Origin of the sequence: Fibrobacter sp. UWB12 (genome assembly GCF_900142485.1) — a bacterium.
GTDB lineage: Bacteria > Fibrobacterota > Fibrobacteria > Fibrobacterales > Fibrobacteraceae > Fibrobacter.
The window spans coordinates 53381-68434 of the sequence record NZ_FRAZ01000008.1; the positions used below are offsets into that span (position 1 = coordinate 53381).

10 protein-coding genes are annotated in these 15054 nt (G+C 48.0%); 4 read left to right on the forward strand and 6 right to left on the reverse strand.

Annotated features, from left to right (window positions below):
* Positions 1–87: 87 nt before the first annotated feature.
* Positions 88–453, forward strand: coding sequence for an SPOR domain-containing protein (locus tag BUA34_RS12505; RefSeq protein ID WP_254794467.1), 366 nt, complete (start codon positions 88–90; stop codon positions 451–453).
* Positions 454–537: 84 nt separating this feature from the next.
* Here the strand turns inward: BUA34_RS12505 and BUA34_RS12510 are convergent, their stop codons facing one another.
* Both BUA34_RS12510 and BUA34_RS12515 read right to left on the reverse strand, forming a co-directional pair.
* Positions 538–4611 carry a hypothetical protein gene (locus BUA34_RS12510; RefSeq protein ID WP_254794468.1) on the reverse strand — a complete coding sequence of 1358 codons (4074 nt, stop codon included), beginning with the start codon at positions 4609–4611 and terminating at the stop codon, positions 538–540.
* Between the two features lie 94 nt (positions 4612–4705).
* Positions 4706–5575 carry a glutamate--tRNA ligase family protein gene (locus BUA34_RS12515; RefSeq protein ID WP_072830115.1) on the reverse strand — a complete coding sequence of 290 codons (870 nt, stop codon included), beginning with the start codon at positions 5573–5575 and terminating at the stop codon, positions 4706–4708.
* Positions 5576–5740: 165 nt separating this feature from the next.
* Here BUA34_RS12515 and BUA34_RS12520 point away from each other — a divergent pair, with 165 nt between their 5' ends.
* On the forward strand, positions 5741–6328 hold the full coding sequence (locus BUA34_RS12520; RefSeq protein WP_072830117.1) for a hypothetical protein: 588 nt from the start codon (positions 5741–5743) through the stop codon (positions 6326–6328).
* A 6-nt stretch (positions 6329–6334) separates the two neighbouring features.
* Entirely contained in the window at positions 6335–6901 is a 567-nt protein-coding gene (locus BUA34_RS12525) for a 3'-5' exonuclease (protein WP_072830118.1), read from the forward strand.
* A 169-nt stretch (positions 6902–7070) separates the two neighbouring features.
* Here BUA34_RS12525 and BUA34_RS12530 read toward each other — a convergent pair whose 3' ends face one another.
* The 3 genes from BUA34_RS12530 to BUA34_RS12545 are packed head-to-tail and all read right to left on the reverse strand — an operon-like array spanning position 7071 to position 12039.
* The gene (locus tag BUA34_RS12530) at positions 7071–8363 is read right to left on the reverse strand and encodes a glycoside hydrolase family 3 N-terminal domain-containing protein (RefSeq protein WP_083579787.1); all 1293 of its coding nucleotides are present in this window, start codon (positions 8361–8363) and stop codon (positions 7071–7073) included.
* A 13-nt stretch (positions 8364–8376) separates the two neighbouring features.
* On the reverse strand, positions 8377–10905 hold the full coding sequence (locus BUA34_RS12540) for a DNA topoisomerase III (protein ID WP_072830124.1): 2529 nt from the start codon (positions 10903–10905) through the stop codon (positions 8377–8379).
* Positions 10906–10908: 3 nt separating this feature from the next.
* Positions 10909–12039 carry a glycosyltransferase gene (locus BUA34_RS12545; RefSeq protein ID WP_072830126.1) on the reverse strand — a complete coding sequence of 377 codons (1131 nt, stop codon included), beginning with the start codon at positions 12037–12039 and terminating at the stop codon, positions 10909–10911.
* A gap of 320 nt (positions 12040–12359) precedes the next feature.
* Here BUA34_RS12545 and BUA34_RS12550 point away from each other — a divergent pair, with 320 nt between their 5' ends.
* On the forward strand, positions 12360–13070 hold the full coding sequence (locus BUA34_RS12550) for a type 1 glutamine amidotransferase (protein WP_072830128.1): 711 nt from the start codon (positions 12360–12362) through the stop codon (positions 13068–13070).
* Between the two features lie 282 nt (positions 13071–13352).
* Here BUA34_RS12550 and BUA34_RS12555 read toward each other — a convergent pair whose 3' ends face one another.
* Entirely contained in the window at positions 13353–15023 is a 1671-nt protein-coding gene (locus BUA34_RS12555; RefSeq protein ID WP_072830129.1) for a LamG-like jellyroll fold domain-containing protein, read from the reverse strand.
* Positions 15024–15054: the final 31 nt, after the last annotated feature.

The window sequence follows — 15054 nt, forward strand, 5'->3', positions numbered from 1 at the left end:
TAAGGTTTCAGAAAGCCTCCCTTCGGGGAGGCTTTTTCTATATTTCTATACATGCGAAAGTTTATAATTGCAGCTTCTTTATGCGCTATGGCTTGGGCCGGATCGCCAACTGATATGGACTCTCTTTTCCGCGGAAACGAGTACAAGCCGACGCTTAGTGCATCGCTCCGCGATACGACAAGCAATTCTGCAGTACCTGCCAAGGTCTCTGGCAAGAATGACAAGGGTGATGGGTTCTACATGCTCCAGTTCGAAGCTGTAGGCGATTTTGACGCCGCTCAGAGGCGCAAGGCTCAGCTCTCCGCTAGCACCGGCTATACCATCCAGGTCGTGTTCGATACGCCGTTCTACAAGCTTCGCGGCGGTGGATGGAACAAGCGCAAGGTCGCTGAGGACAAGGCTCGCGAACTCTCCGCGTACAATATCAACGCCTTTGTTGTAAAGATCCGATAAGCGCGTATAAAAGCGCTAAACGCACAAAGAGCAGGCTAGGCCTGCTCTTGTTGTTTTTTTAATTCAGAATAGCGCCGTAGGCGCCTACAGCACGCCAAGAATCTGCTTGATGCTGTGGTCGTCTAGCTTTAACAGCGCACGTTCCTCTGGGGGCACGTAAGCCATCTTGCGCTCGTTGTCGGGCCTCTTGGTGCGGTCTCGGAGCACAATCGCTTTGTTCTTGAGCGAGTAGAAGAATGGGCCTGTCTTGACAAATTGCTTTTGGTGCAGCGCTTGCTTGATGGCATCGCTTAATACGGCACTAATCTTGGGTGTCGCGTGTTCAACGTTGTGCAATTCCAGAAGTCTCTGCAACAATAATTCTCCATGGATCGGGGATTCGCTATCGACATAGAACTTTAGCTGTTCGATAAGCTTGTCCACCGGGAACTCTTGAAAGGGCAAATCGTCTCCGGAGCCTTCTTTTGCAAAGTGAACCACATTGTAAGGCTCGGCTTGAATATCGCTGTTCTGTTCCGCATCGTCAATAGAAAGGTCTTCTTGCGGTGGCGGTGCGACGCTCTGTTCAATTGCAATGGTGGCAATCAGATTTTCTTTTTCGTCTGCATTCGAAATGTTCCAGAGCGGAAGCCACATGGGGAGGACCTTCCAGCCGAGTCTCGTAAATGCATTCGGACGAGTGTATTCGCGATCTTCAATCGACTCGTTGTATAGTCCGTAGCTGCAATCGCTTTCGATTACTGCAAGGAAACGCTTGGAGTTGTTGGCGTCAACGATGACCGGCCCCACCGGTATGTTGCATGGGGCTATGTAGTCCTTAAACGCAATGGATTCAGCCTTGAGAACTTCTTTAATTTGTTTGTTGAACGGTGTGTCGATGACGTTGGTGGTGGCCGTTGCATTTTCGCTTGTGGACTTACTCTTGAGCGAAACAACCCATTCTTGGAATAGACCTTCTTTTTCTGTTAACTTGTCTGATTCTTCGTTGTTCAAGAACAGGCAAAGGCTCTGCTTTGCAAGTGTGGAGCCTATGGCGAGCTTGTGGCTTTCTGTAGCATTCGAGACATCGTCGATGTCTACGCAAACCAGAATTTCGTCACGGTATAAATCTACAGCGCGTTCAATGGTTTTGATGTAGAACTTGTTTTGCAGAGTTCCTTGGGTAAAGAACTTTGCAACGTTGGGATTCTTTTCTAAATGATTTTGTAGTGCGACTTCGATTTCTTTGCAAAGTGCCTGGCTAGAAGCTACAATTCCAAGTGTTTGGCTTGGATTCTTTGTCGCATGTTGGATAGCCTTTTCTGCAATGGCCGAAATCTTGTCGTGAACGACTTTTAAGGTCTGAGACTTGCCTGTTGTAATCGTTGAATTCGGGAATTGCGCAATTTCGTTGTTGTAAATTTTGTTATTTGCAAAACGGAACAACGCCGGGTTTGCGTATTGCATTGTATAACTGATAACGCGTGTAGGAATTCCCTTGCGAAGCGCTGCAGAAAGCACGTTGTCTTTAAAGAAAATCGATTGTGAAGAAACTTCCATATTGCAGGCGTCCATGGGGAGCGCCTCAAGTGTTGGCTCGCAGGGGTTTCCAAATAGAATGACTTTCTTGGAATTGAAAATTCCTGGCATGGCTTCGGCTATCGTCATGCAATCGGCATCCAATAGCAATGCGACATCAAATGATTCAAAGTCTGGATGGTATGATTGTGATAAAGTAACGATTTGCAATCGGGCGGGATTTTTTTCGACCGTTTCGTGCATGGCACGGAAGTTTGCGTTCGAGAATTGGTCTAGCAATGTTCTGTATTGCTTGCCCTGTTGCTTGCGGTTCTTCGAAGACGGGCTGAACAATTCCGGACATTCTGCGGTGGCCGCTTGCATTTGGCTGTTTGTCCATGAACGGGCAAATGCCATTGCAATGTCTTTACTAGCGTTCTTGGAATCCTTTACGAATTGCGCAAGATTTTCACATGGCGAATCGTTGATGTTTTCGATGTGCTCGCAAATCTGCAAGTAAACGTCTTGCTTGTCCCACTGGGTGGACCAACGCTCGATTTTATCTGTCCACAAATCAATATTTTGCGATTCCAAGGATTCGCTTAAATTGAGCGATTTGCTGATGCTCTGGAGCGCCTTTTGCAGTTCTTCGACGCTAGCCTGGATTTTGTCTAAATTCTCGGCAAACGGTTTGAACAAGTGCCATTTTGCAAGCAACTGCATCAGATAATCATGCTGGTCGCTGTTCTTGATTCGTGCGCGGAACACATAGTAATGGCGGATCTTGTTTGCTAAATCATTCCAGTCGGTCTTTTCGTATTTCCAGTCTTTACCGAACAGACGCGTGGCAAGTACAGAGGAATCTTTGTACTTGCGTCTATATTCTTGCATTTCGATAAGCTTGTCGATTTGCTCGATAAGCATGTCATCGGAGGTAATGCTCTTTGGATTCTTGAAAACGCTAAGCAAAATGCGCTTGGGTCTGCGGTAGTGATCCGAGAGCGACTTGAGTGCAGAATTGAGACTATCGTAAAATTCGTTGCGGGCTGCAACAATGTTTACGTCAATGGCATCTTCCAAAAAGATGTCGGAGCCCTTGCGGCGATAACTAGACCAACGGGCGCCTGCACTTGGCAAATCGTTGAGGTCATCTTGGTAGGCGATCCATCCGTTTGAATGGAGATTCCAGTCTTCAAGGCCCGGCATATCCTTGTCGAAATTTTTCTTGAAGACATTTATCAAAGTAAGAATGTCCGAAAGATTGAATCCATCGAGATAGAGCTTAGATTTGACGACGCTCTCGATGAATGGCTTGATGGTCTCGATTAAGTCTTTTGCTCGAGAAAGCTCTTCGCCAATCAAGTTCTTACGTTCTTTCGAAACTGCCGGCAACGTTATTCCTTGGAATGCGTTGTAGACTTCTATTCCGTTTTGTTCAAAAAATAGCTGCGTCATTTCTTCAAGGCTTGAATGTATTGCCTTGAATTTGTCATAACGGACATCTGCAATGTTCTTGAATAAGTCACTTGCAAATTTTGTCTTGACGGTTTTTAGTTTTGTAATCTCATCGAGCAATTCCGTGAGTGTAGCACCGCAGGGTTTGAGCGGGAAGTTGACGGAATCGTAGTACGTGACGAGTTTTGCACGGAGCTCGCTCAACGTGCTTTTAGTCGTATCGCGGTCGGGACCTTGAAACGAACGGAATGGCGGCTTCCAGGCGTTTTCAAAGTTAAACTTAGTGATGGCCCTACGGCTAATCACGCAGACCTTTTTCTTTTGCTGGATGAGCTCTGCGGCTATGTTTACAGCGGCTTTAGCCTTTTCTGCTCCTGGGAGCGTTTGGATGGCATAAGCTGAATATTTTTCATCTAGTGCATCGATGACAGCCTTGTTTGTTTGCGAATCCGTAATGTATGGGAAATAGTGTTCCGCTGGATTGAAAACGTGGTCGTAAGGTTCTTCGTCAAAGAGCGATGGCTGCGGCAAGAATCCTTCGTTTCCGATGGTCGCAATGAAAAATTCGTTATTGGCTGCTTTTGCGGTTGTCCAGCACTCGCTTGTGAGTTTCTTTTTGAGAAGAATTTTGTTTGTGCTGTAAAACGTGATGCAATAGCCGTTGCGTGTAAACTTCCAATCTGTTCTAGCTGCAATCTTTTTTTCGAGCGTGTCGAAAAATTTTTGGATGTTGAACGTCTTGTTCTTGTAGAAATCCGAGGCTATTGGGAACTTGATGTTTTTATCGAGCGATTGGAGCGCAATATTTTCGATAGGTGCACAATCTGAAATGGTTAATGTATCGTGCTCGGTATCGTAGGTAAGCGGGATAAGGATTGCTGGGGCGAGCATCTTTTCGCCGCACTTGATAAATCCCGTTGCCATGTACAGGTCTTGGTTGCAAAAGTCTTCGACTTTTGATTTTAGAATTTTACGGAAAGTCTCGAGATCTGCTGTTTGCCTTTCTTCGTTATATTTGGCAGAAACAGGGAAAAAATGCGCGAGAGTGCGAGGCTTGGATTCATTTTGCCAAGTCTCAAAAAATAGGTCTCCGTTGTCTAACAGCAGCGGGGATTGAAACTTGTTTTTTTGCGAGAAGCTGAGGAGTCGGTCTTTGGTTTCAAAGGCTGCTGCTTCTTCGCGAATTCTTTCTATGGTAGTAGACACAGACGTTGATGCCATACCATGAATATAAATTTTTTTTAACCCATGTGAATACTAGTTGTAGCCCGTATGTATGGATATAGCGTCAATGCTTTCGTTACAGGGGTGGGAGCGTGTTTGCCACGAGGGCGACGGCTTCTTCTAGCGAAAGGGGGGCGTTGTTTTGGGTGAGGTGCGCCTTGAAGCAGACTCGTCCGAAAAGCATTTCGGGAGTAATGCCGGCCTCTTTGTCTTGCCTTAAACTGTGTGCGAGCTCACGCTTGGAAAGTTTTTTATTGTTCTCGTCGACGATTAAGGGGTGGTGTAGGTAAATGGGGCGGTCTGTGCGTCCAAGGGCTTCCATTAAGGCGATTTGTCGAGCTGTAGAATTGCGGATGTCTTCGCCTCTCACGATATGCGTGATGTTTTCGTCGATATCATCGACACAGACTGCAAATTGGTATGTCCATTGGTTGTCCCGATCGCGGATAGGGAAGTCACCACATTGGAGTTTTGGATTTTCGTGAAAGTCTCCCAAACGGAGATCATGCCAGTCGATAACTTTATTTGGAACGATAAAGCGCAAATTGTGCGGAAGGGGGAGGCTGTGCGGTTCGTGCAAGCATTTTCCTTGATAAACGATTTCGCCTGTTTCGCTTTGCGGATTATCGGCAAGGAGTTGTTTGCGACTGCAATAGCACGGGTAAACTAACGATTTTTCTTCGAGCTTTTGGAGAGCTACTTTATAAACATCATTTCGTGCGCTCTGAATACTTTCTGAATCATGCTTGAATCCCAACCAAGCTAAATCTTCACGGATTCCTTCGATGTAGGCGGGTCGCGCACGACTTTGATCGTGATCTTCTATTCTTAAGTGGATCTTTAAGTTCCATTTTTTTGCAGCAGCCCACACATAAAGTGCCGAAAGTAGATGGCCTTCGTGGAGATAGCCCGTGGGGCTTGGTGCGAATCGAATTTTTCCTGACATATTGCTTTTGTATGACACATCACAAATATAAGTTGTAAAATTGTTACTAAAGTCACATATTTTTTATGAAAAAACATAAATATTTTGTTTTTTTCGTAAAATGCGATTTTGTTATATATATTATTGTCATTAAAGGGATGTGTATCCTTGGAAGACGGAGTAATTATGGGTGGAATGAGAATTCTTTCGAGAGCCTGTGTGGCTCTTTTCTTTGCCTTTGCAGCAAGTGCATTTGCAGAAGATGTTGTTGCAATGGCTTCTAACGGCTCGACTGTTATCTTGCATGACAATGGCCGTTGGGAATATCATCAGAACAACAGCAAAATTCGTGATGTGCGCGAGAGTGCAATTCCCGAAGATGCGAAGTTCAATGTGATTGTCGAATACGAAAAGCCCGAAATGGTGCGCAAGAACGTGCGACTTGCCATGGAGGCTGCTTTTGCGACTGAAGAAGAAATTCGTGACAGCTTGAGAAATGTACCGAAGGGCGGTTACATTTATTTTCAGGTAAAGACTTCACAAATCAAGAAGGGAATGCCTCGCAAGTTGACTTACTCCTTGTTCGATGGCAGCAAGAAACCTATATTTAAGAAAACGGTTTCTGATACCGAAGCGGTCCCGAGCGAACAGAGAGGAATATCGAATTTGCTCGTCGTTCCTGTGTATGGGCACCCCAAGTCCAACGTTATGTTGGCTCGTGTCGAGGCTCGTGACGGGATGGAGACGCTTGATATCGATATCCCCATTAGGTAATTTGCATTGCTAAAATTTGCGGTAGTCGATCTAGAAACGACCGGCGGACATGGTGAAGATAATCGAATAATGGAAATCGGAATCGCCCTGATGGACGGTTCCGAAATTGTTGGTACGTTCCACTCGCTTGTGGACCCCGGGCAGCCGATTACACCGTTTGTTCGGGAACTTACTGGCATCACTGACGACATGGTCAACGGCCAACCGCAATTTGGTGAGATTGCAGAACATGTGGCGGAACTTTTGCAGGACCGCATATTCGTGGCGCATAATGTGCAGTTCGATAACAAATTCATGACTGCTGAATTGAAGCGCTGCTGCATCAAGTTTAATCCTCCGAGACTTTGTACGGTTAAACTTGCGAGGAAAATATTTCCGGGACAACCGAGCTACAGTTTGCACAAACTCACGGAATCGTTAGGACTTCCGGATTTTAATCATCACCGCGCTTTGGACGACACGTTGGCTGCGGCTGCTATTTTGAAAGCTGCTTTGAAAAAAGTGGGCGAGGCTGGGGTGTTTAAAAATGTAGTGAATTTGTCTGTTGCCAAGAAACAGGCTATTAATAAGTAGTTGTTGGTCAATAGTCATTGGTTATTAGTCAATGGTTATTAGTCAATGGCTGTTGGTCTGTAGTTAGTGGTCGTTTGCTATTGCCCCCTTCACCATCCTGAGTGGCGATAAGTTCTATGCTCAGCCAACTGCGTGCGGAATCCCGGCTTGACCGGGAATCTCCTTTTTTCTACTTCAAAATTCCGGCTTTATATTTCAGCTTCAAGATACGAGCGGCGGATTCTTCGATGCGCTTCTTGTATTTTGAGTTCTTTTCGGAAAGTTCCATCATGATGTTGAGCATGTCCTTGGCTTTGGACGTGTAAGAAATCATGAGCATATCGTTGCCTGCATCGATGATGGCGGTGATGAGTCGCTTGAAGTCTTTATCGGGGTAGTTTTTGCGCGGTGGAATTTGCGTTTTGCCGCTTGCCCAGGCGCGAAGCGATGTGCCCCAGAGGTCATCGGTAAGCATAATCATGTCTGGGGAATACTTGCGGGCAATCTTGACGATGTTGGCGTCAAAGACGGCGGGGCGGCTGGAAATGCGCAAAAAGTGGACGCTCGACATCATCGTGACGGGGATGTCTTTGGAAAGAGTCCTGAAAAAGCTTATGTTCTGGTCGATTTTTTCTTTGGGCGATGCGCTGATGGCAATTTGATGGTCGCTGTTTGTCCAGGAATCATAACCGGGGAAGTGCTTTGAAACGCAGATGATGCCGTTGTCACGCATGCCATTGACGAATGCTCTTACTTTGTAAGCGTTTGTTGTGTCGTTTCCCCAAGAACGGCGGCTTTCTTCCATGAATGAATTGGACTCGCGATGGTCCTTAGACGGGTCCAAAACGGGTGCCAAATTCATGTTGATTTTGATGTCTTTAAGCGCGCGTCCGATTTTCTTTGCAAGCGTGTGAATTTTTGTGGAATCCATGCGGCGCATTTCGCGTGCGCTTGGGGTATTGTGCCAATGATCGGAATACGATGCCAAACGATTGACAAGGCCGCCTTCTTGGTCGATAGCGGTGAATACTGGAATTTTTAAGTTCGAGTTGATTTCTTCAACTTTGTGCAGGTAATTATCCGCTTCCTTGAGGTGCTTGCCGGTAATGAGCAATCCTCCGATTTCGTTCTCGATTGCAAATTCAGACGTTGTAAGGAATACCATAATCATTTGCGCCGCCTTTTGGCGGAGTGTCATGGATTCCCATAAGGGCATAAGAGCGTCTGGTAAACCATAAGGGTTTTTGCCGGACTTTGCAGCGGAAGAAGATTGTGCGATTGCTGAAGACGATTGTGCAATTGATGACGAAGACTGCACAAAACTTACAGAGTCTTTTATGGAACAAATTTGCGACTCGTTTTTGGGCAGAAGGGATTCTGTTAATGAATTTATTGGGGTAAAGCGGCGATCGGACATGTCGTCGGAAAAGGCTGCTGAAAAAGCTCCCAAAATTGTAATTACTAACAGAATATTTTTGTACATGCGGTAAAAACTGCTAACCACTAGTCTTCTTTGCAAAACGGCGCGGTTTGAATTCACGCGGAGGGAACTCGAACTTGAGCTTGCCTTTCACGAGTGTGAGGTAGGCGTCGAACAGGCGACGAGTCTTGTTGCTGCGGAAACCTTTGATAAGCGAGGTCTTTTCACCAGCGAGCAGTTTCTTGATGTCGTCTAGCGGGAGTTCCTTGCCTAAAAGAATCTTCGGGAGCGTGATGCCGCTTGGTTCCTTCTTCACATAGCTTTCGGAGACGTAGCCTGTGAGCGTTTCGTAAACGTCGGAACCGTCAACAGGCGATTTGCCGATAACTTCACCGAGTTCAATTTCTTCTGGCTTTTCGTCAAAGACAAATTCGATTTTGTTTTCGTCGTTTATGGTAAGAACGGCAGAAAATTCGGCACCTTTCTTGCTGCGGAAACCGGTCAGAGGGCCAATCTTTCGCTTTGTCAAAAGTTCGATGATTTCGCTTTCGGTGAGGTGCTTTCCGCCGACAATCTTGCGGATCACGATGCCATCTTCTGTTCTGTAACGGCTGACGGTTTCAAAAACCTTCTTGCCATTCACGGGGCTAAAGCTAGCTTCGTTTTCTGTATCGTCTTCTTTGAATCCCTTGATGTTTTTCACCATGGTCTTGGTCATTTCGACGATGCCGCTCATGAATGCTTCGCGCGATTCCTTGCCCTTCGAGATGAGGTCCATCTTGTATTCCCATTCGCCGGTGAGTTCCGGGCTAGTGAGGGCTTCGCAGTTCATGGCAGAAAGGACCTTGATGAGATCGAACGCCTTTGCGGTCGGAATCATTTCCTTGCCGTCGCGGATAACGTACTTGTCGCTCACGAGCTTTTCGATAATGGCTGCTCGTGTAGCCGGCGTTCCAAGGCCGCGCTCCTTCATGGCGTCGCGCAGTTCATCATCTTCGACGAGCTTACCGGCACTTTCCATCATCGAAAGGAGCGTGCTTTCGGTGTAGTGTGCTGGCGGCTTGGTAAAGTCTTCCTTGGCGTCAATTTCAAGCGTCTTGGCGGTGTTGCCATTGAGCTGTGGTATGTTCGATTCTTCGTCGGATTCCTTGCCGTAAATTGCCTTGAAGCCCGGATCCACAAGAATCTTGCCTTCGGTAATGAACGTTTCGTTTTCGACTGTCGTGATGCGTGTCGTGTTCAAGTACTGCGCTGGCGGGAAGAACACCGCAATAAAGCGCTGGCAAATCATCGTGTAGATTTTTTCTTCGGCTTCGGAGAGACCCTTCGGCACGACACCTGTCGGGATAATGGCGAAGTGGTCCGAAATCTTCGAGTTGTCGAAGACCTTCGGCGTGCGTTTGACGTAATTCTTGTCGAGTGCTTCTTGGGCGAACTTGGCGAGCGGGCCTTCGATTTTGCCGAGCGTTGCCTTTACCGGGGCCACGTAGTCTTCGGGCAAGCAACGGCTATCGGTACGCGGATAGGTCGTTGCCTTGTAATGTTCGTAAAGCGACTGGGCTATGGAAAGCGTCGTCTTGGCGCTGAATCCAAAGCGGTTGTTTGCTTCGCGCTGGAGCGTGGTGAGGTCATAGAGCTGACCGCATTTTTGCTGGCTCGGGGCGGTTGTCTCTTCGATGGAGCCTTTCTTCCCCTTGCACTTGGCGAGAATTTCTTGAGCGCGGGATTCGTCAAAAATTTGCTTGACGCGGTCCTTGCCGGTTTCTTTATCGACCATGAACCACTTGCCCTGGTAATCGGCGCCTGCGTTGTCGAAGGAGGCTTCGATTGTCCAGAATTTTTGCGGTACAAAGCGGTTGCGTTCTTCTTCGCGCTTTACGATGATGGCAAGCGTCGGGGTCTGCACGCGGCCGCATGGCGTAATCTGGAACCCGCCCATGGAACTGTTATACGCGGTGAGGCCGCGACTTCCGTTCATGCCTACAAGCCAGTCGGCTTCGCTACGGCAGAGGGCGGCGTTTCGCAAGTTCACCATGTCTTCTTCGGTGCGGAGATGCTCAAAGGCGTCCTTGATGGCGGCTGGCGTCATGCTCTGCATCCACAGACGCTTGAATGTCTTGCCCTTGAAGTTCCCCTTGAGAATGTAATCTACGATGTAATAGAAAATCAGTTCACCTTCGCGGCCCGCATCGCACGCGTTTATAATTGTCGTGACGTCCTTGCGCTTGATGAGCTTGCCGAGTGCGCTGAGGTGGCTTCTGGTCGTGGGGAGGGCAACGAGTGGGAATTTTTCCGGGAGCATGGGGAGCGTTTTCATGTCCCATGCCTTGTAACGTTCGTCAATATCTTTCGGGTCGGCGATACCTACGAGGTGACCTATCGCATGGCTTACGATGGTCGTGTCGCTTTCGTAATAGGCGGTTTCTTTTTTGAATGTTTTGGCGCCGAGTACTTTGACCAAGTCTGCTGCTACGCTCGGTTTTTCTGCGATAATAAGGGTCTTGCCCTCTGCAACCGGTTTTGCAGCTTTTGTTGCTGTCTTGGTGGCGGTCTTCTTTGTAGTGGTTTTGGTTGTCGCCTTAGTTGTAGTTTTAGTCGTTGCCATTTTTTATTTCCACTTGAATCGTCCGAACAGACCGAATAGTACGGCCAGTACGGTAAAGGGAGCGTGTATGAATTCAACCGGGATGCACCATTTGAGGAGGTGTTCCTGCTTGAATATTTTGAGCCCGCGAATAATAAGTACCATGTCGCCGACACTTTTTAACAAGAACGCAATTAAGGTGGCGACGAATATTTTAAAGCTGAAAATCGAAAGAAATGCGGTTACACAGAGCATCACGAGGAACATAAATACCATCGAGAGCACAAAGACGATTTTTGGAGTGTAGTAGATGGTCTTTGAAGCCCAACGTTTGCGCTGTTCCCAAAGTGCTTTGAGCGTTTCTTTGCCGCTAGTGGTGACGAACGTCGAAGGGGTAATGCAGTAACGCATGGCCCAGGGGCGGTCGGCTGCCAGTTTTTGCATCAGCAGGTCGTCGTCGCCGCTCTGGATTTTGATAACGCCCGTAAAGCCGTTTATGCTCTTGAAAAAGCTTTTGCGGTAGGCAAGGTTGTTGCCTGTACTTGTGAGCGGAAGGTGCATGGCGAGCCCTGCGGTCCCGGCTATGCGGTAAATGAGCGTTTCGACAGCCTGCATGCAAATGATAAATGGTGATTGGCTGTCGGTCGGAATATAGGAGTGCCCGGCGACAAGTTCAATCCCCGGTTCGAATTCCTTGATGATTCCCTTGATCCAGGAAGGCTGCACGATGCAGTCGGCATCCGTAAGGCAGAGAATTTCTCCGTTGCAGGCGTCAATGAGCTTGGAAAGCGCCTGTTTTTTGGGGCTTACACCTTCGGGAATGGAATCGATTGTAAGGATATGCAACTTGCTGAATTTGGCGGCGTATTCGGCAAGAATCTTCGGGGTGTCGTCCGTGGAACGGTCATCTGCCACCCAGACTTCCCAATCGCCAGCATAGTCTTGCGCTAAAACGGAGTCGAGCGTTTCGCGGATTCCTTCGGATTCGTTACGTGCCGCAATCAAGATGCTCACCTTTGGTAGCGGTTCTGGATCGGCATAGCCTTCGCGTACTCGTCCGAGTGCACGGTAGAACCGTACTTCTAAACCGAGATAGAAGAGCGCTAATATTGCCAAGAGACCGATGGCCACGTATGTCAAAATCGTTAGGAACATTTTTTCTTGGGCAAAATGTAATAACGTTTTTTTGAGTGTTTAAAACGCACTCTTAAAATCGCGGGGCATTTTTGCGTATATAATATAATAGTAAGTAACTGAGTGCTGAACGCGTGGGCAGTGTCCGAGTTGGCTCTGTCAAGTCAAACTGTATTTTTTTACGATTTTTACAAAAAAACTGCATTCCAACTGCATTTCCACTGCGGTCATGACCTCGGCTCTGTCAAGCCTTTTTGTATTACTGCGAACCTGCTGCGGCGATCCGACCGCCCAAAAAATTAGCCCGCGAGAAATCGCGGGTCTTTTTTATATTTGCGGTTATGGAAACCTATATTTTTCAGCATGTTGAATACGAAGGTCCGGGAGCGATTCTCCCCTACCTGCAGGCCAAGGGGCACAACGTTCATATCGTGCGCCTTTACGCCGGCGACCCCATTCCTCATGAAGACGACGTGGACTTCGCCATCTTGATGGGTGGGCCCATGAGCGTTCTGGACGAAACAAAGTACCCTCATTTTGTTCGCGAAAAAGAACTTTGCTGCGACATGGTGCAGCTGGGCAAGCCCCTTCTGGGAATCTGCCTCGGTGCCCAGATGATCGCAAGCGCCTTTGGCGCGGCCATCAAGAAAAATCCCGAAAAGGAAATCGGCTGGTTCCCCGTCACCTTCACCGGCGATGCAGTCGAAGAAATGAATTTGCCCGAAAGCCTGGACGTTTTCCATTGGCATGGCGAAACCTTTGACATTCCAGAACTACCGGGCATTGCAGAACCATTCGCCTTTAGTGAAGCCTGCCAGAATCAGGCATTCAAAATCGGCAGCGGAATCGCATTGCAGTTCCATCTAGAAGCCACGCCCGAATCCATGGAAAGCATGTTAAAGAACGGCGACGACGAAATCAAGGCAGGCATTGCCGCAGGTTTTGACTACGTTCAAAACCCGAAGGACATCCGCATTGCCGGTAAGACCGCCATGGGCCCCGCCAACGAATTGCTGGTAAAAATCTTGGATTACCTGTTGGAAGAAAAATAAGCAGGATGATTTTGAATAAAGGCAAATAGGTTCTGTGACCGTTGGCTCTGTCGGGCCAGACCGTACTTTTGGGTCGAAACTGCGAAAAAGCTGCGAAAATGACCCTTTGGCTCTGTCCAGTCATTCTGTACGGCTACGGAAACGCTGCGAAGTCGGAACCTGCCGAAATAGCCTAAAAACATCGGTCATGCAGCCGAAAAACAGTTTTGGAAGGGCTTACGGATTGAGGATTTTTTGCTAGCCGAGGTCGGGCGTACGGAATAGCCCGACAGAGCCTCCGAGTTATTTTCTCGCGGAAAGTTTTGGCCAGGAATTTTCGGGCATTTGATTTAAGTAGGTGAGGCGAGTCCAGGAATCGTCGCGGAATGCGCTACCGAGCATGAGCTCGTCCATTTTCCCGTTGAATCCGCCGATTTTAAAGTCTGCAAATTCTCGGTTGCCATCCCAATCGCTGCGGGTTTCTTCGGCTTCGATTTTAACGCCGTTGATAAAGAAACTTATTTGCGGTATGGAATGCTTGCTGAATGCAATGAAAATCCATTTGCCAGCTTCGATTCCTTTTGTGCCTGACGCCCACGTTTGTTTGTAACTTGCGGTGTCTGTGGCACCTTCATCGGCGGCATTTTCTGTGGCGATGTGATAGAATTCTACGACAAAGCCTTGTTCAGGTGAGTAGCGGAGTGCGTATTCATCTGCTTTTTCAAAGAGGGACTGTTGCTTTAGCGATTCGAGGTTGACCCACAGCGAAAAACAAAATTGCATGCCGTCAAAGGACAAATTAACCTTGCGGGAGGAATCTATCTTGGCGGAATTAGTTGCTGTGATAGATGTTGCTGCGTCAAGTGCAATAGATGTGCCGAGAACGCCGTCTGCGTTGAGATTTGCCACCGTTTCGGTTCTCGTTTCTGTGGCTGTTAGCGATCCGTCGAAATAGCCCTTTTCTGCATCGTCCTTGATGTCGGTTTCGCTATCGAAGTGGTACACGAGCGAATAGCTGCGGTTGGTCGGAAATACGTCGTGAGCGTAACCTGGTTCAAGCGCGTTGTTGAACGAAAGCTCTAGCGAGTCGGTGACGTTTAGCGAATCGACACTTACCCAGAAAACGGCTTCTTTTTCGTCAATGACTGAACTCGTGATTGGGAGCTTCTTGCTGCGTTTGCCGTCTTTTGAAATGCGTACAACTTCCCAGCGACCTTGCAAGTGGGCGAGTGAATCGATGCCGCTATTTTCGGCGGTCAGGCGGAGTGCAAGAGGAATGTCGCTTGCAAAAGACGAGAGCGTATCTTCGCCTTCGGGGAGTGCAAGTGGCGCGATGAAGGAGTATTCGATATGGGGATAGTTGACGAGCGTTTGGACTGTTGTATCCGATTTGACGTAGACATTCCCGTATTCCAATGTGTCGTTTTCTATATAAATTCTGAGGCCAAGCGTGTCGGTGGGCAAGCTGTCGATGGTGGCGACTTTCCCGTGGACGGTTACTTTGCGTAAAATGGTTGTTCCAGGGATTGTGACCACGGCAGATGTGCCGTCTTCAATGAGGCTGTTGAATGCGATTTCGACAGAGCCTGGAGCGCGGAGCGTATCGCTAACAGCGATGGAATCGTCTTCGGTGACGCTCACGTTCTGTACAAGAAGCCGCTTGCCGGATTTTTCGTGGAATGCTTCGACAGCATATGTGCCTGCTGGAATGGAATCGAGGCTGTAGTAGCCTGAGGAATCCGTTTTCGTGGTGTAGGCGGCGGGGAGCTCGCCTGAGGCTGCGTCAAAGTCGCTAGGGACGCAATACACGCGTGCAAATGCGGCGGGGTTGCCGTTATCCAAAAGGAAAATACCGGCGAGTTCCGGAGAACCCGTCTCGGCGCTGTTGCCTGCAATATGGCTGTCGGAGGAGCAACCTCCAAAAATTGCGGCGGACGCAATCGAAACAGCCAATATGTTTTTGCAGAACTTCATTGATACCAATATATATAAGATTTGCTAAAAG